At 48.2% G+C, this 21,005-nt stretch carries 18 protein-coding genes; 12 read left to right on the top strand and 6 right to left on the bottom strand.

Annotated elements, in window-relative coordinates:
- The first annotated feature begins 22 nt into the window (after positions 1-22).
- Positions 23-1,030, top strand: a complete 1,008-nt coding sequence (locus tag OXH16_16655; protein ID MCY3683029.1) for a Gfo/Idh/MocA family oxidoreductase — start codon at positions 23-25, stop codon at positions 1,028-1,030.
- Positions 1,027-2,115 (top strand): sialidase family protein, encoded by a 1,089-nt coding sequence (locus OXH16_16650; GenBank protein ID MCY3683028.1) that lies wholly within the window; start codon positions 1,027-1,029, stop codon positions 2,113-2,115. Before OXH16_16655 ends, OXH16_16650 begins: the two co-directional genes overlap by 4 nt.
- 2 nt (positions 2,116-2,117) lie before the next feature.
- Here the strand turns inward: OXH16_16650 and OXH16_16645 are convergent, their stop codons facing one another.
- The 3 genes from OXH16_16645 to dnaA all read right to left on the bottom strand — a co-directional run bounded on the left by OXH16_16645 (position 2,118) and on the right by dnaA (position 6,121).
- Entirely contained in the window at positions 2,118-3,476 is a 1,359-nt protein-coding gene (locus OXH16_16645; GenBank protein MCY3683027.1) for a sulfatase, read from the bottom strand.
- 31 nt (positions 3,477-3,507) lie between these two features.
- Positions 3,508-4,125, bottom strand: a complete 618-nt coding sequence (locus OXH16_16640) for a DNA-3-methyladenine glycosylase 2 family protein (protein ID MCY3683026.1) — start codon at positions 4,123-4,125, stop codon at positions 3,508-3,510.
- Between the two features lie 613 nt (positions 4,126-4,738).
- Positions 4,739-6,121 (bottom strand): chromosomal replication initiator protein DnaA, encoded by a 1,383-nt coding sequence (dnaA, locus tag OXH16_16635; protein MCY3683025.1) that lies wholly within the window; start codon positions 6,119-6,121, stop codon positions 4,739-4,741.
- 524 nt (positions 6,122-6,645) lie between these two features.
- Here dnaA and rpmH point away from each other — a divergent pair.
- The 4 genes from rpmH (at position 6,646) to rsmG (ending at position 11,033) form a co-directional block, all read left to right on the top strand.
- Positions 6,646-6,780, top strand: a complete 135-nt coding sequence (gene rpmH / locus OXH16_16630) for a 50S ribosomal protein L34 (GenBank protein ID MCY3683024.1) — start codon at positions 6,646-6,648, stop codon at positions 6,778-6,780.
- A gap of 397 nt (positions 6,781-7,177) precedes the next feature.
- On the top strand, positions 7,178-8,881 hold the full coding sequence (gene yidC / locus OXH16_16625; GenBank protein ID MCY3683023.1) for a membrane protein insertase YidC: 1,704 nt from the start codon (positions 7,178-7,180) through the stop codon (positions 8,879-8,881).
- Positions 8,882-8,894: 13 nt separating this feature from the next.
- Positions 8,895-10,241 carry a tRNA uridine-5-carboxymethylaminomethyl(34) synthesis GTPase MnmE gene (gene mnmE / locus OXH16_16620; protein ID MCY3683022.1) on the top strand — a complete coding sequence of 449 codons (1,347 nt, stop codon included), beginning with the start codon at positions 8,895-8,897 and terminating at the stop codon, positions 10,239-10,241.
- Between the two features lie 162 nt (positions 10,242-10,403).
- Entirely contained in the window at positions 10,404-11,033 is a 630-nt protein-coding gene (gene rsmG / locus OXH16_16615; protein ID MCY3683021.1) for a 16S rRNA (guanine(527)-N(7))-methyltransferase RsmG, read from the top strand.
- Between the two features lie 193 nt (positions 11,034-11,226).
- On the opposite strand, the gene OXH16_16610 is transcribed toward rsmG, so the two are convergent.
- Complete coding sequence (locus tag OXH16_16610) at positions 11,227-11,730, bottom strand: helix-turn-helix transcriptional regulator (GenBank protein ID MCY3683020.1); 504 nt, start codon at positions 11,728-11,730, stop codon at positions 11,227-11,229.
- A gap of 446 nt (positions 11,731-12,176) precedes the next feature.
- On the opposite strand from OXH16_16610, the gene OXH16_16605 reads away from it, so the two are divergent.
- Positions 12,177-12,527 carry a hypothetical protein gene (locus OXH16_16605; GenBank protein MCY3683019.1) on the top strand — a complete coding sequence of 117 codons (351 nt, stop codon included), beginning with the start codon at positions 12,177-12,179 and terminating at the stop codon, positions 12,525-12,527.
- Positions 12,528-12,583: 56 nt separating this feature from the next.
- On the opposite strand, the gene OXH16_16600 is transcribed toward OXH16_16605, so the two are convergent.
- Positions 12,584-13,444, bottom strand: coding sequence for a fumarylacetoacetate hydrolase family protein (locus tag OXH16_16600; protein MCY3683018.1), 861 nt, complete (start codon positions 13,442-13,444; stop codon positions 12,584-12,586).
- A gap of 250 nt (positions 13,445-13,694) precedes the next feature.
- On the opposite strand from OXH16_16600, the gene OXH16_16595 reads away from it, so the two are divergent.
- From OXH16_16595 to OXH16_16575, 5 genes are all read left to right on the top strand, one after another.
- Complete coding sequence (locus OXH16_16595) at positions 13,695-14,318, top strand: peptidylprolyl isomerase (GenBank protein MCY3683017.1); 624 nt, start codon at positions 13,695-13,697, stop codon at positions 14,316-14,318.
- A gap of 315 nt (positions 14,319-14,633) precedes the next feature.
- Positions 14,634-15,227 (top strand): CDP-alcohol phosphatidyltransferase family protein, encoded by a 594-nt coding sequence (locus OXH16_16590; GenBank protein ID MCY3683016.1) that lies wholly within the window; start codon positions 14,634-14,636, stop codon positions 15,225-15,227.
- An 84-nt stretch (positions 15,228-15,311) separates the two neighbouring features.
- Positions 15,312-15,941 carry a dTMP kinase gene (gene tmk, locus OXH16_16585; protein MCY3683015.1) on the top strand — a complete coding sequence of 210 codons (630 nt, stop codon included), beginning with the start codon at positions 15,312-15,314 and terminating at the stop codon, positions 15,939-15,941.
- 86 nt (positions 15,942-16,027) lie between these two features.
- Entirely contained in the window at positions 16,028-17,938 is a 1,911-nt protein-coding gene (locus OXH16_16580; GenBank protein MCY3683014.1) for a S41 family peptidase, read from the top strand.
- Between the two features lie 15 nt (positions 17,939-17,953).
- Positions 17,954-19,249: an arylsulfatase gene (locus tag OXH16_16575; protein ID MCY3683013.1), complete on the top strand. Its 1,296-nt coding sequence runs from the start codon at positions 17,954-17,956 to the stop codon at positions 19,247-19,249.
- A gap of 64 nt (positions 19,250-19,313) precedes the next feature.
- On the opposite strand, the gene OXH16_16570 is transcribed toward OXH16_16575, so the two are convergent.
- Positions 19,314-20,762 carry a sulfatase gene (locus OXH16_16570; GenBank protein MCY3683012.1) on the bottom strand — a complete coding sequence of 483 codons (1,449 nt, stop codon included), beginning with the start codon at positions 20,760-20,762 and terminating at the stop codon, positions 19,314-19,316.
- Between the last annotated feature and the right edge of the window lie 243 nt (positions 20,763-21,005).

The raw sequence follows: 21,005 nt of genomic DNA, 5'->3' as shown, positions 1-21,005 counted from the left end.
TAACGTTTATCAGGAGAAAAAAATGGCAAATTTTAAGGCTGGTGTCATCGGTTGTGGGGGTCGTGGAAAAGCGCACGCGCGCGGATGGAACGCGTCAGACGACGTAGCGATCGTAGCGTGTGCCGATCCGTTTGAGGATCCGCGTTCGGCGTACATGGCGGAATTTGGTGTTGAAAATGGCTACGAAGACTACCGCGACATGCTGGAGAAGGAAGACCTGGACTTTGTAAGTGTGTGTACCTGGACCGGATTGCATCACGATATGATTGTAGATGCGGCGGGCAGTGGGATTCAGGCGATTCACGCAGAAAAGCCCATGGCACCGACCTGGGGAGAAGCAAAATCGCTGTATCAGGCCTGCGTGGATAACGACGTGGTCATTACATTTTGTCATCAAAGGCGGTTTGCCGGGCAATTTATAAAGGCAAAGGAGATTGCAAAATCTGGCGCCATTGGCGAAGTGCGGCGTTTTGAGGGCAATTGCCCGAACATGTTCGACTGGGGCACGCACTGGTTCGATATGTTTTTCTTTTACAATGACGATGAACCCGCCGAGTGGGTAATCGGGCAAATCGACGCAGAAGGTGGGCGCGAGGTGTTTGGGACCCCCGTAGAAGGCAGCGGGATTTCCTGGATTCGGTATCAAAATGGGCGCGAGGGATTGTTGGTAACAGGTATAACCAGGATGCAGGGCGTTGCGAATCGGTTGGTCGGGAGCGAAGGGTTCATTGAAATTGGGGGCCGCGATGCGCGCCCACTCCGCGTTGTATCGGGCACCCAGGAGGTAGATGTGGATCTCAGCGGCATGGTGAGTCAGCGCGATGCGACAACCGTTGCTGTGCTGGACCTCGTCGATGCCGTGAAAAACGGACGCGAACCCGAACTTTCAGGGCGCAAAGCACTGCAAGCAACAGAATTGATTTTTGCAACATATGAATCGAGTCGTCGTCGGGGCAGAGTTGAATTACCGCTAAATGTAGATGATTCGGCACTGTTGAGCATGCTGGAAGATGGTACGGTCAAATTATGAAACACGTAACAGTGTACCGAGAAACGGGGCGGTTTGCGGGTTGGCCCGCAAATTACGGCGTGTGGTCGTGGGGTGACGAGATCGCGCTGGGATTTACGCTGGGATATACAGATCCCGAGGGCGGCTTTCACGCGCGAGACAAAGACCGTCCATTTGTAAACATGCAGGCGCAAAGTGTAGATGGCGGCGAAACCTGGGAAGTAATTCCTATGCCGTGCAAAACCCCGGAAAATCGCGGATTATCAGCCGATGAACACATGAACGAGGGATTGCGCGTAGGTGAAATTCTGGACGGAGAACACGGGCCGACAGATTGTCCGGGCAATGTAGATTTTTCGCATCCCGACTTCGCATTGATGTGTGCCAGGACGGGCCTGGGTCCGGGAGTCTGTTCCTTCTGGTACTATTCGCAGGACCGATGCCAGTCGTGGAACGGACCTTTCTCGCTTCCTATGTGGGGACAAACCGGGATCGCTGCGCGAACGGATTATCTGGTGGATAGCGCGGATCAATGCATGCTATTTCTAACGGCGAATAAGCGCAATGGACTGGAAGGCCGCGTATTTGCTGCGCGGTCTTATGATGGTGGGCGCAAATTTGGATTTCTATCGTGGCTGAGTGAAGAACCTGCGGGCTTTCAAATCATGCCAGCGAGTTTGCGTCTGAATGAAGAGCGTATTCTGGTCGCTGTGCGGTGCACGGAGCGCGGAGAATTTACAGCGTCTAAACACTGGATTGATACGTATTTATCCGAAGATGATGGGCTGACGTGGACACATGTCGGCCAGCCTGTACCCGCTTCTGGCCAGGGGGGAAACCCGCCGACATTGACGCTTCTGAAGGATGGGCGAATCGTTCTAACTTACGGTTATCGCGCAGCACCTTATGGTATTCGCGCCAGGATCAGTGATATGAGCGGAACCATTTGGAGCGAGGAAATTGTACTGCGCGACGACGGGGGAAATGCGGATATCGGGTATCCGCGCACCGTTTTAAGACCCGATGGATCTCTTGTAACGGCCTATTATTATAACGATACCCCCGAAGGCGAACGCTACATCGGTGCGACCATCTGGAAACCCTGAACTTACGCTTCCCAGACGTTTACACCTTCACTGTCAAACGCCGGAAGCAGGACAAAGTGATCCTCTGTCTCAATCATCCGTTCGCACAGCAAGCGATGATGGTGGGCGATCTGGTCGCGGTAATTGGGATCATCCACCAGATTATTCATTTCCCCGGGATCGTTTTTCAGATCAAAAAATTGCCAGGGCTTGCCACCCATGTTGTTCCCCTTCACAGTATATTTGTAATCCCGCGTCCGAAACCCCCGCCAGACCTCATCGAAAAACGGTGGTCTTTCTCGCAGTTCCGCAACAAACTCCAACAAAACACCCTCGCGATCAAGCACATCAACATCCCCTTGAATAAGAGGCGTCAAGTTCGTCCCCGGCACCTCATTTTGAGGCACCAATCCCGCCAGACCCAGCAGCGTTGGAAACAAATCCTCGGTACATGTCGGGGCATTGATCACCGTTCCCGCGCGGTCTCTCACACGAGGATCCCACACCATCAGCGGAATCCCCACAGACTCTTCGTAGGGCCACTGCTTGGCACGCAGACCGTGTGCGCCCGCCAATTCGCCGTGGTCGGATAAAAAGACCATGACTGTATCATCCAATAATCCCTCTGCCTTGAGAAAAGCCATCATCTTTCCCACATTGGCATCCAGATTCTCAACCATGGCGTTGTAGCGCTTGCGATTGAGAATAAAATTTTTGCGTTGTACGGGATCCGCCACATCAAAATTTTCGGGTAATACAATATCTCTCGCTTCCCAGGCGGATTGCACATCTTCGGGAGCCACAAAAGGGTCGTGAGGCGGTTCCACAGAAATGACCATACAGAAAGGACGGTCATCTGCGCGGTCTTTTATATAATCCATCCCAAGTTGAAACAGGCCATCGGTCTGATACCCTTCAATTTTTTTCGGCGCGGGATCGTCGTCCTCAAAATAACAGGTATCAAAGGGATCATTGCGCAGCTCAAAACCATACCACTTTTGCCAGCGCCCCTGCCGAGAACGCGGTATCCGCGTGCGATTGACCTGTACAGCAGATCCCAACCGCCCGTGCCCGCCATCGAGATGCCATTTGCCCACATAAACGGTTTCATACCCCGCCTCATTAAACTCATCTGCCAGCGTCCGTTCTTCCGTGGACATCGCGTATTCAATGCCCGGTATTTTGCGGACATGGGCATATTCGCCAGTCATAAGTGTAAATCGAAAAGGCACGCAGATCGGATACGTGGAACACGCATTGTCAAATCGAACACCTTGTTGTGCAAAGGCGTCTAAATGCGGTGTGCGTGCATCCGGGTCGCCGTGAACGCCAAGAGCCTGCCGGCGCAACTGGTCACTCAATAAAACGATTAGATTTGGCATACTCCGCTCCATTTAGAATGAAAGTTTAGGCTCACAATTCAAGTGCCCGCCACATGTACCAGCTTCCCACCGAGCGATAAGGTCGCCACCGCTCACAATAAACTATCATTTCTTTTTCTGCAGGCAACTCGTCCAACCCATAAGTGAGCATAAATCCCTTGCGCACCCCCAAATCTTTTGTCGGGAGCACGTCTGGCCTACCGAGTTGAAACATCAGAAGCATTTGAACGGTCCACTCCCCAATGCCGCGCACTTGTGTGAGATTTTCTACAATATCGGCATCCGACATTTCGCGGAGGCGTGAACCTGGGGGAATCAGACCATCTATGGTTTTCTGAGCCAGATCATTTACCGCGACCACTTTTGCCCGGGACATGCCCGCATTGCGAAGCACTTCGTCATCTATCGCAAGTACTTCATTCGGGTTGATCTTTCCCCCAGAAAACAGAGCACGCACCCGTTTGTGAATGGCGGCAGCTGCTTTTCCTGAGAGTTGTTGATAGATAATCGACCGCAAAAGCGCATCAAAAGGGTTTAATCGTTTGGGCAAATCAAGGGTCATTGGTCCTGCCTGCTCGATTAATTGACCGAGTGTGCGATCATTTTTGCACAATGCGCGCATCGCTTTTTGAGAATCATAAGTCAGCACCTCAACCGTCTCCTATTAACTATGCGTGGTAAGATAGCTTACGCCTGATGACACGGAACAATATAAACATATCCTCAACGAAAAAGAGAAAATCCTCTTACCTGTATGATGTCTATCAACAATAGATTTGCCCGATGTGGATAACTCAATTTGCAATCTCTTAATGATAAAAATAAAAAGTTATTGATTTTTAAAGAGAAACGCTTTCTGTGCACAGCACTGTGCACAAGATTTTGGGTGTGGAAAAGAATCTGGATAGATTGTGGATTTTTTGTGTGAAAAAGAAATCCACATTCCAAATTGTGGAAAACCACACAGATTTCCACATGTTCTGCACATAGAAATTCACAGTGTCATATTGGCAGAAGCATTCTTAACCCCCTATTTTTAAGCGGGTTTTTCTTTTATTGTCGCATTTTCCACAGAATTCACAGCGTTATTATTATTATCGTATATCAAGTACACATTTCTATTTTATTAATAATATAAAACAGATAATGTGAATAACCGACCCTATAGTAAAAAAATAACCCCAGACTTCTAAACGAGCCTGAGGTGTATATTTAATTACGCGTGGTATAACCTGAAAAATTTCTGCTTACAGGTCTCTACTCTAACCTACGATGTGATCTTGTAGTTCGCTCACAAGATGTTCAAATTCTGGATCCGCTGATATTTTGTCTTCTACTCTCCGGCATGCGTGAATAACTGTGCTGTGATCGCGATTTCCAAATTGCAAACCAATAGTCTTGAGCGGAGCACCTGTCAGAGATTTGCTCAAATACATACTCACATGACGGGCTGTTGCCACATCCTGCTTCCGCGTTGTGCCAATCAGTTTATCTAAAGGTATTTCAAAAAAGTGGGCTGCTGCTTTTTGAATGCTTTCAATAGTAATAGTCGGTTTGGTCTTCTGGGGTGGGCTTAGCAGCGTCTTTCGGGCTGTTTCAATCGTGAGCGGATAGCGCTGTAATTTGGTATAGGCGATCAGGCGTTTTAATGCGCCTTCGAGTTCGCGGATATTGGTATCGATCTGTTCAGCTAAGAAACTGGCAATTTCATGGGATAATAAAACACCCATCTCTTCTGCTTTTTGCATTAAAATTGCCACGCGCGTGGGCAGGTCTGGCGCTTCGATATTTGTAACCAAACCCCATTGAAATCGAGAAATCAATCGATCTTCAAATCCCTTGAGATGAGATGGTGGGCGATCAGAACTGATGATGATCTGCTTATCTCCTTGAAATAGGGCGTTAAATGTATGGATAAACTCTCTTTGACAACCTTCGGTCTTCACATAATACTGGATGTCATCAACGAGCAACACATCCGCCTGGCGATACGTTTGATGGAAAACGGCGATTGTTCCGCGATTGATTCCTTCTAAATAATCATTGACAAACTGTTGTGCAGTAACATAAACCACGCGTTGAGCGGTCCCCATTTCGATACAGTGTGTGCCAATGGCCTGGAGCAGATGGGTTTTTCCCAATCCAACGCCGCCATAAAGGACAAGGGGATTAAAAGCTGTTTGTCCAGGCGACTCTGCTGTAGCTTTTGCTGCGGAAAACGACACCTCATTGCTTTCACCGACAACAAAATTATTAAATCTATAGCGGGGATTGAGCGGAAATACTGGTTGGACAGAGTCAGGTTGGAAAGATGCCGCAGCCGATACAGAATCAAGAGGTGCTCCGTGGACAAATTCGGGAGCATCTGTCACAGCAGATGGCATTTGTTGATAAGTATCACCAACGACAAAGGTTATACGTGGATTCCAGGTGAAAACTTCCTGGATAGTCGTTTTGATCAACCCGATGTAATTTTGTTCTAACCAATCGGCATAAATCCTCTCCGGCACCACCAGAATAGCCTCTTTAGAGGTAAACTGCCGCGCCTTGATTGGAGCGAACCAGGTTTCAAAACTCTGATCCTGTATTTTTTCCTGGATGGCGTAGAGACACCGGTTCCATAAGTCAGAAGAGCGTTCATCCATAGGGCAATACCGTCTATGGCTGGCAAACACGCGCCAACTAAAGGAATATCAATAGGATACTTTACGTGCTGGAAACCGTTGTCCGAAAAAAACCGAATATACGGGGGGCTGACTTCGCTTCAGAAAATGGGGGGAACTCAATTATAGGAAGGAAATTGAAAGTATTCTGAAACTTTGAAATCGAAATACCTCGGTTATTCTTAACAGCAGACCACGGTGGGAGAGTCCACTTCGAAAGTGAATTTCAAAAAATACTGAAACCTAACCAAAAGCTAAGCAATGAAATAAATGGTGTCAAGAGTGTTTTGGGCAAAGAAAATATTAATAAACATTTGAAAAATAGTAAAATAATAGTAAAAAGTCAATATATAGTGTACAAAAAAAATGTACACTATATATAGTAGTATAACCACAGAGCCTTCCAGTCAAGGGGAAATAGCTTGACAAAGGAGATACACACTTCTATATTCCAAACTCTTTGTCGATATAGATAATTGAAATTTTTGCAGATACGAGGTGGTTTAATGAAGCGCACGTTTCAACCACATAACCGCAAGCGCAAAAATAAACATGGTTTTCGCGCTCGCATGAGTTCTCCTGGTGGTCGCCATGTGCTGAATCGACGGCGCCGAAAGGGTCGCAAGCAACTATCGCATTAATATGTAGGTGTATTATGGGAACCCCCAACCTGCGTATTCGACGTGAAATTGCTAAAATTCGACAGCACGGCCAAATCTTTCGTGGGCGTTGGGTTCATGTTCGGATAGGTACTTCCGAGATGGATCTAACGCTCATTTCAATTAGGAAAAAATTTGGAACTGCGGTTCGGCGCAATCGCATCCGCCGGCAAGTACGTGCAGTATGTTCCGAACTAATACCTTTAGGCCATCCTTACTATCTGGTGCATATCTCCATAGGAGACCACGCCTGCGGTGTCTCTTATACCGAACTCCGTCTTGAACTACACCTCGCATTTCAAAAGTTCGGTCTTATCGACGCCTGATCCGTTTTTGCAATTCCTTCCTTTATTATTTTCTGTGCAGAAAGATTGAATCTATGGATAGACGTACAGTATTTGCCTTTGCGTTAATCGGTCTGATCTTGATACTGATGCCGTATTATATGGAATTCTTTCAAGGTGACAAACCTCAGCGTCGTGATCCTGTAGAAACACCTGTCCCTCGCCAGATTGACCCAGCGCAGATTACTGATGCCCCTCCCGAGCCTCAACCCACACAACAACCTGAAACCCGGCAACCTCCTATCCAGGACAAAAGCCCAGCCCCTGCATCGACATTTCAGGCACGTGATATTGTCATAGATGCGGAACTCTACCGCGCTGTTATCTCCACGCGCGGTGGCGTGATTACCAGTTGGCAACTCAAGAGCTATTTTGATCTCAATGGCAATTGGCTGGAATTGATCGCACCCAACAGTGCTGGACTCGGTACTACTGTTGCGAGTGAGTCTCTCAATGGTCTCGAATTTACTCCCGATCGAGACCACCTCGAAATTTCTGGTGATACGCAAGACTTGATCGTATTTCGTGCGCAATCTCCGCGTGGTCCAGTCGAGAAACGTTTCCGATTTCAGGGCAACCGATATCGCATTCACGTTTCCATCATAACAGAAGGTCTTGCTCGAGATGATAAGTTGGCGATAACATGGGATGGTGCTCTCGCTGACACAGAAAATAAGCGCGGGACTTCAGAGAGTTTTTACGAAGGTGTTTACGAACAAATCGTCACCTACATGGGGGGAGAAGTTGAAACATGGGATACAGACCGCCTTCAGGAGAAAGAGACCCCCCCGAGCGGTCAGTTGACCTGGATTGGCATAAGAAATAAATACTTCCTCGCCGCGGTTATCCCCAACGAAGGTCGTTATGACCTTGCCCTGTACGGTGATAGTAAGATCGATCCATTTGGCTTTTCGTATCGCGATTTTGCTTTTGATATGTACGCTGATTCTGGACTTAATATTATCAATTACTCCGCATATATTGGTCCAATTTCTTATGACATATTGCGTGCACAAAACCGCGACCTCGATGGGCTTGAACGAGAACTGGATCTCGATGACTTTGTCGATTACGGTCCTTATTTTGTTCGCGCCATTCTCAAGCCAGTCACAATTTTAATTCTCAAAGCGTTCCTCGCGATGCATGCTCTGGTTCCAAATTACGGCGTTGTCATCATTCTTTTTTCTATTCTCGTCAAGGTCGTTGTCTTCCCACTCACGCACAAGAGTCTTGAATCTACTGCCAAGATGCAGACCCTCCAACCCAAAATTGCCGAACTTCGCGAGCGTTATAGTAGCGACCAGAAGAAAATGAACGAGGCCATGATGAGGCTCTATCGGGAGGAGAAAATCAATCCCATCGGTGGATGCCTACCTATGCTCTTACAGATGCCCATACTCTTTTCTCTTTTCTCTCTGTTCCGCGGTACTATTGAGCTGAGACAGGCCGGGTTCGCGCTTTGGATAACCGATCTTTCCCAACCGGATACCATCCCTATTGGCGGTTTTGATCTACACCTCTTGCCCCTTCTAATGGGAATATCGATGTTTATTCAGCAAAAGATGATGATGAAGGATCCCAAACAGGCTATTCTTGTCTATATCATGCCCATCTTTCTCACTTATATTTTTTGGAGTATGTCCTCTGGCCTGGTCTTTTACTATACACTCTACAATGTGCTGACCCTCGCCCAGCAGATCATTATGGAAAAAACCAAATCAATGTTGGGCACGTCCTGATTGGTTTATTCCTATGTCCGACAACGACACCATCGCGGCAATCGCTACTGCGCCAGGTGAAGGTGCAATTGGCATCATTAGACTCAGCGGACCAGATGCCATCCCAATTGGAGAACGTCTCTTCAGAGGCAAAACCCCCCTCAGCCACCTTCCTTCTCGCCAACTTTCTTTTGGACATCTCTACATTCATGATCGGGAATTTGATAAAATCCTGATCTCGGTCATGCGTGCTCCCAATTCCTTTACCGGTGAAGATACTGTTGAATTTAACTGCCATGGGGGACCTTTTCTCCTCAGACGGATTATGGAAGCAATTTTTCGTGAAGGTGCTCGACCGGCTGGGTCTGGAGAATTTACCAGACGAGCTTTTCTCAATGGTAAAATGGATCTCTCACAGGCCGAAGCAGTTTCTGATATGATCACCGCGAAATCCGATCTGAGCCTCCAATCTGCTTTTTTTCAACTCCGCGGTGGGCTTCATCGCCGTTTCGTAAAAATGGCAGAGTCTATTCGTCAGGCAGCTATGCTTCTTGAAGCTAATTTAGACTTTTCCGAGGATGTAGAGATAGATTTCGAGATGATTAAGCCACCGCTCTCGCAGGCTTTAGAGCATATTGAAGATCTCATTCTTTCGTATGACCGCGGAAAAATTATTCGTGAAGGTGCTGTCATCACCCTTGCAGGGCAACCCAATGTGGGAAAATCCAGCCTTCTCAACCGGCTCCTTGAAGAAGACCGCGCGATTGTTACAGATATTCCAGGTACGACTCGAGACACAATTGAAGAGCAAATTGATCTCGATGGGATTACTGTTACACTGGTTGACACTGCTGGTATTCGCGACACTGATGACCCGGTGGAAAGAGAAGGCACGCGCCGGTCTCAACAATTCATAGAACGCGCAACCATTGTTCTCTATATTGTAGATGGATCGCTTCCCCCGTCTTGCGCGGATCTGGACCATATCAGTCGTTATGATCACACGTTTCTCGTTCTCAATAAGAGCGATTTGAATATTCATACCGGTTGGGAAAGCATTCCGTCTCTCCATCCTCAGGTAGTTCTTTCAGCCAAAACAGGCGATGGAATCTCCTCTTTGCGGGATCGCCTTCGTGAGAGTCTCCTGGGAAAAAGCGACCTGCCCGAAGAAATCGTTACCAGAGAACGGCATGTTCTCGCGCTTCAACAGGCATCGACAGGACTCTCTCAGGCACTTCAAAGCCTTGAATTCGGCAATCCTGGAGAAATTATTGCCATGGATCTCCGCGTTGCACTGGACGCGCTTGCCGCGATTATTGGAGAGACTACTCCGGATGATGTTCTCGATCGAATCTTCAAAACCTTTTGCATTGGCAAATAATGTTGAACTGGACAGCGACCTGTCATGCTCGATTTACTCGCCTTCATACACCGTTCCACGTGAAACATGTAAAGAGGGGTTGGTGGCTGGTGGCTGGTGCGTTGGAGTGTGTACTCCCTTCTTACACCATACCTCTTACTGCCTTTTCTAAAGGTGTATCCAATGCAACCCGATGAAGCCATTGAGCTTGCGGAAAGATCCTTTGACCTTTCTTTTTCCCCAGAACAGATCGTGTTGCTCACGCAATACGTCGATTTGCTTACCGATTGGTCGGCTCGTGTTCGATTGATCTCCCGCAATGACCGCAATTTTATATGGGAACGTCATATTCTCGATTGTCTTTCATTGGTACCGCACCTGCCAATAGATGGTCCCCTCCTTGATTTGGGTTCGGGTGCTGGTCTGCCGGGTATTGTGATCAAGATTATGAGGTCCGACCTCGAAGTATATCTCCTCGAACCCGCTCGCATGAAAACACTTTTTCTCAGGGAAACGATCACAGCGCTTGGACTTCAAAACACTTTTGCAATTAGAAGCCGCGCTGAGACACTTGTTGGAGATTCCCCTAAATTTATGATTGGTACAGCGCGCGCAGTAGCAAGGCTCCCTCAACTCTGGCATTGGGTTGAACCCTTTCTCGCTCCCCAGGGCGTACTTATCGCAATGAAAGGACCGGGTTCTCTCAGTGAGTTTACAAATGGTGTTCCAGACCACATTTATGCCGCAGAAACCACCTTGACTTTACCATTTTCACGGCGAAAGCGTTCCTTTGTCTTTCTTAAAAGATGTTGAACTGCTCTGGGATACGACCAGTTGCACATCGTTCCACGTGAAACATAAGTTAGTAAATAGAAGATCAGATTAACGAATTATTTATCATATAACCAGATAGAAAGCCCGCTTCTCAACGCGAGAAACGGGCTTTTTTTCATTTTAAGGTGTTACACAGGGTGAGTGCACCGCCCCAGTCCCCAACCCCTCTTTTTCATTTTATATCAGCAAAAGCTTTTGCTGTACTGAGCAATACCTGCCATTGTTGGACGGGGATCTGGGTGATGATCTTAATGAGTTCGGGAATATCCCGGTCTGTGGTTGAAGCACTTGCCTTCAGGGCTTCGCACCATTGCTTGTTCTTGAGCACCTTGCGAATATCGGGACTCTGAAGTGCTTTGACAATGCCTGCATTGAGCATTTTGGGGTTGACAATTACCTGGCTGATGACCGGGTCTGTCATCAGCTTTTCCATCTGAGAAAAAAGTCTGCGGCCTTCGAGCGTTTTTTGTGCGCGTTCTTTATATGCCAAAAAAAGAAGCCTTTGAGGATCGAGATCGAGTGCTTTTGCAAGATACGCACACACGTCATCGGATGGTATGCGTTCGCCTTTTTCTATTTGATAGATATAAGTGCCCCACACCCCAATAGTTTCACCCAAAGCCTGCTGGCTAAATCGCCCAGTACGAGCTTGTTTTATTATTTCACCAAACCTCATACACCTCTCCCAATGGTCAGTCGCGTTTAAAAATTTGATGCCCTAATATGAATTGAAAAGTGCCGTGTGGCAAGCTAAATCCTTGAGAAACAGATAGGTTAAATGAGAATATTTACTCTTGACAACACAAACTTGAGAGTGTATATTTGGGTAATTGCGATCTGGATCTCCCCATACAGATCGCAATTCATACACACTTGTTTGTGTGTATGAGGGACTTAACGTCCTGAAAAATAAAGAGAAACGAGATTCAGTTTAATCCCTAATTCCCCTGGATTCAAGTCTCTCTTTATTGGGTGGGGAGGGTAACCGATCTTGCTCTGATTCCCCTTTCTCCCCAGATCGTCAGGCTTATCCTCCCCATTTCCCCACCTTCTCCTCCTGTTTTTTTCCTTGTAAGTATCGCTATTTTTTAGACTCCGTCTGTCTTTTTCAGGAATTCGCCCATGGCCCTTGATAGTGGCGAACTCGACCTTATTCGAGAAGCCGTTCGCGATGCCATTGAGTCTTCGCAAGAAAATTTCGCTCAAATGGTCGCCAAGCAGTTTGTCGATATTCGATCTGATATTCAGAATGTACAGGATGAGATTCGCAAAATAGGCACACGCCAGACTCAGGTCGAGGCCGATATATCAGAAATTGGTCACATCTGCGAACAGCTCAAGCGCAGGCTTTCGATCATACACGATAGCATGGGTACCGCTGATCGATTCTTGCACGAGCGCGAAGTTTCACTCAGATTGGATCATCTCGAGCGCGAATTGGCAGAATTGCGGAGCCGTTTGCCCTCCGTTTAATATTCCTTCCAAACGTCAAGTCCCTCAGAGAGTCCTCCCATTGGCTTTGGGGGATCTCAATCTGAAATAACTGGATTTTCGAGCCGTCCTAACCCATCAATTTCACATATTACATGATCGCCGTGTTTGAGCCAGAGTTGTGGCTCGCGCGCCATACCCACACCGGGTGGTGTGCCGGTAAAAATCAAATCTCCGGGGGTAAGCGTGAATACATGTGCGAGATAAGCAATGAGTTTGGGGACGCCGAAAATTAGTTGAGAAGTATTGGAATCCTGTACTGTTTCGCCATTAAGAATACAACGAATACCCAGGTTATGAGGATCGGGCACATCGTCGGCTGTGACCAGGTCAGGACCTATTGGAGCAAATGTGTCAAAGGTTTTGCCCATCATCCATTGTGTACCTGGTTTTTCGAGTTGGTAATCACGAGCACTCACATCGTGTCCAACCATGTAGCCCGCAACGTGGCCGAGAGCATCTTCTTCAGAGATGTTGCGGCCGCTTTTGCCGATAACGACGACAAGCTCGACTTCGTAGTCAACCTGGGTACTCGCGCTGGGGGCTACGATATTCTCATCGGGGCCGATGATGGATGATGCGTATTTGGAAAAGACAATGGGTTCATCGGGAATGGGCAAACTGCTTTCAGCGGCATGATCTGCATAGTTGAGACCTATGCAAATGATTTTTTCTGGATTGTCGATGGGCGCATGAATGATGACATCGGTTGCAGAAATGGCATGGGTCCCACTATCAACTACTGTTTGAGCCGCGGAAATGGCATTATCGCCCGCTTCGAGAAATTCTTTCATGGTGGAGGGTATTGACGGGTCGGCAGTACTGAGATCGATGATTGAATCGCCTGATCGGGCACCGATCCGACGTTGTCCCTGGTGCGTAAATGTAACGAGTCGCATAATGATGATGTCCTTGGGAATGTGGTGGTTTGTGTTGTTCTGCGCAGCGGTGTTTCAGCCCCGCGATAGGCGCAATGGATGACCGGGGTTGTGTTGCGCCTGTATCACTCTGGCGCGAACAATAAAGCGTGGAGAAGAACCACTGTCAAGGGAGATTTGGAGGGTATTATTTTCGTAAGGAGAAATGTCTATGAAACGATTTGTTTTTTTGGGATTATGTCTTTCAATAGCGAGCTGTGGAGGTAGCGGAATGGAAGATTTAAAACAAGCCAATGAGAAGTTGAACAATGAGAATCGGTCTTTGAAAAGCTCGTTGAACAAAGCGCAAAACCAGATTAAGCGAGCTGGCGAGATCGGCGGCCGAATGCTATTTCTGGTAAATCAGATTCGGGGTGTGAAGGCGCGTATCGCGACAAATATGGGTGATATCGAATTGAAATTCCATCCCGAAAAAGCACCTGTTCATTGTCTGGCCTTCATCACCAGAGCAGAAAGCGGATTTTACGATAATACCAAGTTTCATCGCGTGATTAAAAATTTCATGATTCAGGGCGGCGATCCAAATTCAAAGGACGATGATCCGTCCGATGATGGAATGGGGGGACCTCTGGTGCATATCCCTCATGAATTTAATGATACAAAACATGTGCCGGGAATTCTTTCCATGGCTCGCGTTTCAGATGTGTCGGCTGGTGCCGGGTCACAATTTTTTATTATGCATGGGACGGCGCCTAATTTGGACAATCAATATACTGCCTTTGGAGAAGTGACAAAGGGAATGGATGTGGTTGACAGTATTGCAATGGCCGAAACCGCACCGGGGGATCGGCCTGTAAAATCTGTGGTGATCAAGCGCATAGATGTGTTTCGATAGACAGATGGGAAGATATGGACACTCAAGGGAGGTGTCGCATTGAATGTGGAAAAGTGGATAACTTTGTCAAAAATTTAAACTATTGATTTTATTAGATAAAAGTACTAAATTTGGGCAAATTGGTGAAAGTTATCCACATAATTTTCCACACTTTCTTTCGGATTTTTCACCGCTGAAACGCAGGTATTTCGGGTTGTTTTTCGGTCTGTTCAGAAGGGATATTTCGCTTGCAACACCTCTAAAATTGGCCTATATTTGGATTTGTTCTAAACATTAGAAAATTCAACCAAAAACTTCACTCTCTGTGGGTTTACAGTGATTGAAAAAGTTAAAGATGATGTCGCCGAGATTTTGGCACCATCTACAGAATTTCTCGTAGAAAAGCGTTTTACGCCCGATTTGTTGACCATGATCGGGTTTGTTTTCAATATAGGTGCCGCGGTGCTCTTTGGCTTTGGATTGTATATGTGGGCCGGGTTGACGGTGCTTGTTGCAGGTGTTTTTGACTTCCTCGACGGGCAGGTGGCGCGCAAGGGCAAGACAGAGTCCAAATTTGGTGCGCTTCTCGATTCCACTGTTGATCGATATTCCGAAATTTTCATCTGGTTTGGCATTGCGATCAGTTTTATACGAGCCGATGATCTCTGGACGAGCGCGGCGGTCTTTTTTGCACTGGCAGGATCTTTGATGGTGAGCTATGTGCGCGCGCGCATTGAGGGCCTTGGGGCAGAGTGCAAAGTCGGTTTTATGCAGCGGCCCGAGCGCGTTATTGCCATTGGCGCTGGCGGGGTGATCGTTCCTTTGATTGGGGATATCGGTCTGATAGTCGTGGTCTGGGCAATTGCTCTGTTGGGAAATTTTACTGCGATGGAGCGGGTAATTCACTTTCGAAAGCTGACAAAACCATAGGGCACGATTGTCCAATACTGGATGATAAAACCCGGAGGCATATCGCCGGGTTCTTTTTTTCTTTCATAGAAAAACTGGGAACAAATGTCCGGTCTTTTTATTTCATTTGAAGGCATTGATAAAAGCGGGACGAGTACCCTGGCCAGTTTGCTGGTTGATCATCTGCGGAGTAGCGGTCGCGATGTTGTACCTACTTATGAGCCAGGCAGTACAGAACTTGGAGGAGAAATTCGGCACCTGGTACTCGACTGGAAACCACAGGGCGAGATTGATGCAACTGCCGAGATGTTTTTATTTGCAGCAGATCGCGCACAGCATGTCAACGAAGTGATTCGGCCTTCGTTGGATGCAAACAAAGTGGTAATTTCAGATCGGTATGTCGATTCCACACTGGCTTATCAGGGCTATGGTCGCGGGTTGAGTCTCAATGATCTGAGAATGATTCAAAATGTGGCCACGGGTGGTTTGATGCCAGCTATCACGATCTGGTTAGATGTCGATTTACAGACTGCGCGAAAACGCGGTTGGGGGTCCGGGGCAGATCGCATTGAAAAGGAAGATGAAGCATTTTTTCAGAGGGTTCGGCGGGGTTTTGCCGCGGGATATAAATCGGAACCCGATCGCATTTTCAGGGTTGATGGCTCTCAGCCCATAAGCGATGTGTTTGAAGATGTTAAAAAGGTGGTTGTCGATCGAATGTCGGCGGCTAAATAATCGCGATATGATTTCAACCTTTATCTTGATTGCCGTTTATCAAAAATGAACTGCTGATGCAGTTGTACACCGCCTGGAGGCGCCCCATGTTTGTCCGAAGAAAAGTCGCCGTTTTTACAACTTTAATTGGTGTTTTGTGTGTTTATCTCGTGCTCGATTCCCGGTTGGTGACCGGCGAAGATGCGTATGCAAAATTGGGTCGTGGGTTTGATGAGATTCAACAGGCCTATACCCTGCTCTTCAACGAGTATGTCGATGAGTTGAAGGCAGAGGATTTGAGCAACACTGCTATTTCTGGCATGCTGTGGGATCTGGATCCCTATACCACCTTTTTTGATAGTAACGACCTCAAGCAACTCCAGATCGAAACGCAGGGCAAATTTGGCGGGCTGGGCATTATGATCAGCAAGCGAGGAAAGGATGATGGCCCGCCAGTTGTGATGAATGTTATTGAAGGCACGCCTGCGGATACCTCAAAGCTCGTTGTAGGAGATCGCATTGTTGCCATTGACGGAGATCCGACTTTTGATAAGGACCTGCGCGAAATTGTCAATATTTTACGAGGTGATCCAGGTGCTGGTGTGACCATTAAAATTGAACGACCGGGGATGGAGGAACCATTTGATCAGCCAATTATTCGGGCGCGTATTGACATTTCAAGTGTACAAATTCCGGGCGAAGTCGATTCCGATATCGGATATATTTCCATGTCCTGGCTCAGTTCTTCTCGATTTACTGAACGCACGGGAGGGGAGTTGCAACGGGCAGTGATAAAGTCGCTCAACAATGGTGCTACGGGGATTATCCTGGACCTGCGCGGCAATCCGGGCGGTTTGCTCAACGCAGCGGTTGATGTGGTCGATAAGTTTTTGCCATCCAATCATCTGGTGGTGTCAACCAGAGGTCGCCTTCGCGAGCAGAGTCGCAGTCACAAAACGCGGAACGATCCCATATTGCCCGCCGATATTCCACTTGTGATCCTGGTTGACGAGCGCAGTGCCAGTGCATCAGAAATTGTCGCTGGCGCAATTCAGGATTGGGATCGGGGTTTGATTGTGGGCACGCAAACATTTGGGAAAGGCTCTGTACAAACCGTGCGTCCATTGGGTCGTGATGGCGATAAAGCGTTGAAGTTGACGACAGCAGCCTATTATACGCCGAGCGGGCGCAGCATTCACAATGCTGAAAAACGCCGATATCGCGGCGGTCCCATTGAGATTACAGTGGGAAATTCAACCAAGGTCTCGGCTTATGAACTCTTTGGCATTATAGGTCAGGCCGAACGGCGAGAAGATGTTATTATAGAACTCGAGGAGAGATTTGGTCTGGAAGACTACCTGGCAGAAGAGGTCCTTGGAATGCGATTGGAAGGGTTGTTGGGGTTGGCTTCCAGCGAGCATAACGGACCCGAAGATATCGATCCTGAAAAGGTATTTACAACGCGCGTGAACAAGCGCAAAGTCTATGGTGGTGGCGGGATTAAGCCCGATGTGGTGGTGCAACAAGCGCGCAGGCCGCGGCTGGTGCTGGGGTTATTGCGCGCAGGCCTGATCTTTGATTTTGCGGTTGATTTTGCAACAAAGCAATCATTCCCCAGTCGATTTGAAGACTACACATTGCCCGAAGATATTGTCGATCAATTCTGGACTTTTATGGCAGATTCGGTCAACGCCGGTGGTTTTTCATATCAAACGGATACAGAGATTAAGGTACAGGAGATCAAAGAAACACTGAAAGAGAACGATGTATTTACAGACGACACAATAACCGCACTCAATCAATTGTCACAGGTTGCAGAGCGCGAGCGCGAAGCCGATTATGACAAGGCCAGGCCGTATATCCGGCTGGAAATTGAACGGGCATTGGCCAATCGCGTGTGGGGCACTAATGGCAAAATTTTAGCGGCGCTAAAGGGTGACAAGCAGTTTCAGGAGGCGGTTCGTCTGTTAAAGGATCGGGCTGTTTATGCTCAAAAATTGGCGTTGGTAAAAGAGTAAGATATCGGAAAATATATGATTTTATTGCCCAACATTATCTTCATCCTCTGCGATGATATTGGCTATGGCGATCTGGGTTGTTATGGGCAAAAGGTTATTCCCACCCCCCGCTTGGATCAGCTTGCGTCGGAATCCATGCGGTTCACACAGTGTTATACCGGGTCTTCTATCTGCGCGCCATCTCGTGCGGTTTTGATGACGGGTTTGCACAGTGGGCACACGAGGGTGCGCGACAATATGGGCATTGTAGGGGGTGTGGGAGACCAGAAACGAGTGCCGCTCGAGCCGGAGGATTTTACGGTTGCCGAGATGCTTAAGGAGGCGGGATATACCACTGGGATAACCGGCAAATGGGGGTTGGGTGAGCCCGATACGACGGGTATTCCCACCCGCAAGGGATTTGATGAATGGTTTGGCTATCTCAACCAGCGCAACGCGCATTCGTATTATCCGCCTTATTTGTGGCACAATGAAGAGAAAGTTATTCTCAAAGGGAATCTGGATGGCCAGGAGAACGACTATTCTCACGATATGATTTTTGACTTTGCCTGTGACTTTATTCGCAACAATAGCGATGGTCCGTTTTTTTTGTACTTGCCGTGGACATTGCCGCACGGGAGATATGAAATTCCCGATGCGAGCGCCTGGGACGATAAACCCTGGACGGATGATGAGAAAGTTTATGCGGCGATGATTACAAAAATTGATACACAGGTTGGGCAAATTGCGGATTTGTTGCGCGAACTGGGGATAAAGGATAATACGCTTTTGTTTTTTGGTTCTGACCATGGGGCCGCACGCCGGTGGGAACCGTTTGGCAGTTGTGGTGCTTTGCGCGGGCAAAAAGGTACGATGTATGAAGGTGGTTTGCGAACGCCTATGATTGTGCATTGGCCGGCTCGTATCCCGGCAGGTGCTGTGAGCGATCAGGTGTGGTATTATACCGATTTTATGCCTACGGTTGCAGACGTGATCGGCACAGACGCGCCAGAGAATATGGATGGCGTGAGCATATTGCCGACGCTTTTGGGCGAGTCACAGGATATTGGAGATCGCTTTTTGTACTGGGAGCGCTTTGGCGGGGGCTTCAAACAAGCCGTGCGCTGGAAAAACTGGAAGGCCGTGCGCAATCCGTCGCCCCGGTTGCTCGACGAACCGCTTGAGTTATACGACCTGGACAGGGATATTGGTGAAGAAAACGATGTCGCCGCAGAGCATCCGGATGTGATCGCCGAAATCGAGAACTTCATGAAAGATGCGCACACGGACTCCCCGAATTGGCCGATTGGTGTGAAGGGGTCGCAGGGGTGATTTATAAAATATATCCCATTACAAAAAGGGCGGGACACTTCGGTGTCCCGCCCTTTACCAATTTCTATTCATCTGACTCGTCAGGATAGTCGATCGACCATTTGCCGCGTCCGTCGCCGGAGGGTTCTTCCTTCCAGAGATCAAGGAACTTCTCAGGCGCATTATGTTCCGTGAGATGCGCCATAAAGAGTTCATGCAATTCCTTGACGAGTTCTATGTTATCCGCAGCGATGTTGTTCTCCGCTATGGGGTCTGCGGGCAGGTCGAACAGTTCCGGTCTTCCGTATTCACCGACAGGTGCGTATCCCCAGCGTTCGGTGACGAGGAAAGGCGTTGTTGCTCGACGTGGTACACTCCCATCCGGTGCGCCGATATGGCAACCTGTTACGGCGTATTCCCTGTGTTGTGTATCACCGTTAAGGAGAGCCTGTGTGAAGGAATGTCCCTCAAATGGTTTGGGTGGATCCAGGGTAACACCAGCCAATTCACAGAGTGTCGGCATAATATCCATCGGTTGCGCGATAAGATCGAGGCGTTGCCCGCACGGAACATCTCCACCAGCAATCAGGAACATCTCATGGTTAATCTCTGGATACGTGGGCCAGTAGCGTGAATCGTCTGGATCGATGTTGGATTTACCCGTTCTACTGTGTTCACCGATGGACATGCCGTGGTCGGAAAGCACAACGACGAGGGTATCATCCCATAACTCCAGATCTTCCACTTTCTGCAGAACCCGTCCGATGTGTCGGTCAATGAGTTCTGCCTCTGCTGCGTAGTGTGCCCAGAGGTTGTGCAATTCCGCATCCGTAAAGAGGGACGACAGACCGTAGTTCGGATGTATCATCGGTGGACCGGTATAATCTGGATCGTATCGTTTGACGAGGTATTCAGGTGGGTCCCACGGTTCGTGTGGATCGAAGAAGTCAACCCAGAGGAAAAAGGGACCCGAGCGGTAGTTTTCCTCCAACCATCGAATTGTAGTCTCGGAAGTCCTACCGGAGAACGTTTCCGCCTCGTACTGGTAGTAGCGGTTCGTCCAGCGGTGCGTGTTCGGTAGGGTGTGTCCGCGGTATGATGGATGCGGTCGCGTCTTTTCATTCGGCATAACGATTTTTATTTCATCGTTGTGGTGGAGAAGCGGTTTGTCTCCTTCCTGTCCACGATGCTGGAAAGCGGCATCGAAACAGTGCTGGAACCGTGTGTTAAACAGGTGCGGGGTGTCACAGATGAGCTGCGTTGCGTATCCCTGCTCACTCAGAAGTTGTGCGGTGATGTTCCGTCCGCTCAGATCGATTGGCTGCCACGGGTAGTGGGGCCACCCGACTGTTCCCGTCATAATATCTGTGCGGTGCGGTACCGTCGGGAAACTACTCATATAGAATTTGTCAACAGCCGTCGCTCGTTTTGCCTCAAATTTATCGAGCATTGGCGTGCGAATCGGACGTCTCGCCCGCTCGCCGAGATTGTCATACCGAAAGGTATCGGTGATAAGTAAAACAATATTTTTCATTTTTTACCCATTAACCTCTCTATGATCGCCCCCTGGACGACCATCGGTTTCTAAGTCGTCGTCGTTTTGTCGGAACTGCTGGTTATGTTCGAAATTACTATACCCAACCTTGACGTACTCCCCCGTCTGAAGCCTGTGGAATTCTGAAAGCATTCAGCAGGGATTGTGCGATCATCAGCCGTTGCTGTCTATACAAGCCCAGTCTTACGCGGCCTCCTGCATAGGCGGACGTCCCCACCTGTG

Source organism: Gemmatimonadota bacterium (assembly GCA_026705765.1).
GTDB lineage: Bacteria > Latescibacterota > UBA2968 > UBA2968 > UBA2968 > VXRD01.
The sequence above is the reverse complement of the archived record's forward strand: the minus strand, read 5'-3'. Positions and strand labels throughout refer to the sequence as shown.

Excerpts from the sequence above, each read along its gene's own strand:
- OXH16_16655 (MCY3683029.1), top strand. The coding sequence starts at position 23 with ATGGCAAATTTTAAGGCTGGTGTCATCGGTTGTGGGGGTCGTGGAAAA.
- OXH16_16650 (MCY3683028.1), top strand. The coding sequence starts at position 1,027 with ATGAAACACGTAACAGTGTACCGAGAAACGGGGCGGTTTGCGGGTTGG.
- OXH16_16645 (MCY3683027.1), bottom strand. The coding sequence starts at position 3,476 with ATGCCAAATCTAATCGTTTTATTGAGTGACCAGTTGCGCCGGCAGGCT.
- dnaA (MCY3683025.1), bottom strand. The coding sequence starts at position 6,121 with ATGGATGAACGCTCTTCTGACTTATGGAACCGGTGTCTCTACGCCATC.
- rpmH (MCY3683024.1), top strand. The coding sequence starts at position 6,646 with ATGAAGCGCACGTTTCAACCACATAACCGCAAGCGCAAAAATAAACAT.
- yidC (MCY3683023.1), top strand. The coding sequence starts at position 7,178 with ATGGATAGACGTACAGTATTTGCCTTTGCGTTAATCGGTCTGATCTTG.
- mnmE (MCY3683022.1), top strand. The coding sequence starts at position 8,895 with ATGTCCGACAACGACACCATCGCGGCAATCGCTACTGCGCCAGGTGAA.
- rsmG (MCY3683021.1), top strand. The coding sequence starts at position 10,404 with ATGCAACCCGATGAAGCCATTGAGCTTGCGGAAAGATCCTTTGACCTT.
- OXH16_16610 (MCY3683020.1), bottom strand. The coding sequence starts at position 11,730 with ATGAGGTTTGGTGAAATAATAAAACAAGCTCGTACTGGGCGATTTAGC.
- OXH16_16605 (MCY3683019.1), top strand. The coding sequence starts at position 12,177 with ATGGCCCTTGATAGTGGCGAACTCGACCTTATTCGAGAAGCCGTTCGC.
- OXH16_16600 (MCY3683018.1), bottom strand. The coding sequence starts at position 13,444 with ATGCGACTCGTTACATTTACGCACCAGGGACAACGTCGGATCGGTGCC.
- OXH16_16595 (MCY3683017.1), top strand. The coding sequence starts at position 13,695 with ATGGAAGATTTAAAACAAGCCAATGAGAAGTTGAACAATGAGAATCGG.
- tmk (MCY3683015.1), top strand. The coding sequence starts at position 15,312 with ATGTCCGGTCTTTTTATTTCATTTGAAGGCATTGATAAAAGCGGGACG.
- OXH16_16580 (MCY3683014.1), top strand. The coding sequence starts at position 16,028 with ATGTTTGTCCGAAGAAAAGTCGCCGTTTTTACAACTTTAATTGGTGTT.
- OXH16_16575 (MCY3683013.1), top strand. The coding sequence starts at position 17,954 with ATGATTTTATTGCCCAACATTATCTTCATCCTCTGCGATGATATTGGC.
- OXH16_16570 (MCY3683012.1), bottom strand. The coding sequence starts at position 20,762 with ATGAAAAATATTGTTTTACTTATCACCGATACCTTTCGGTATGACAAT.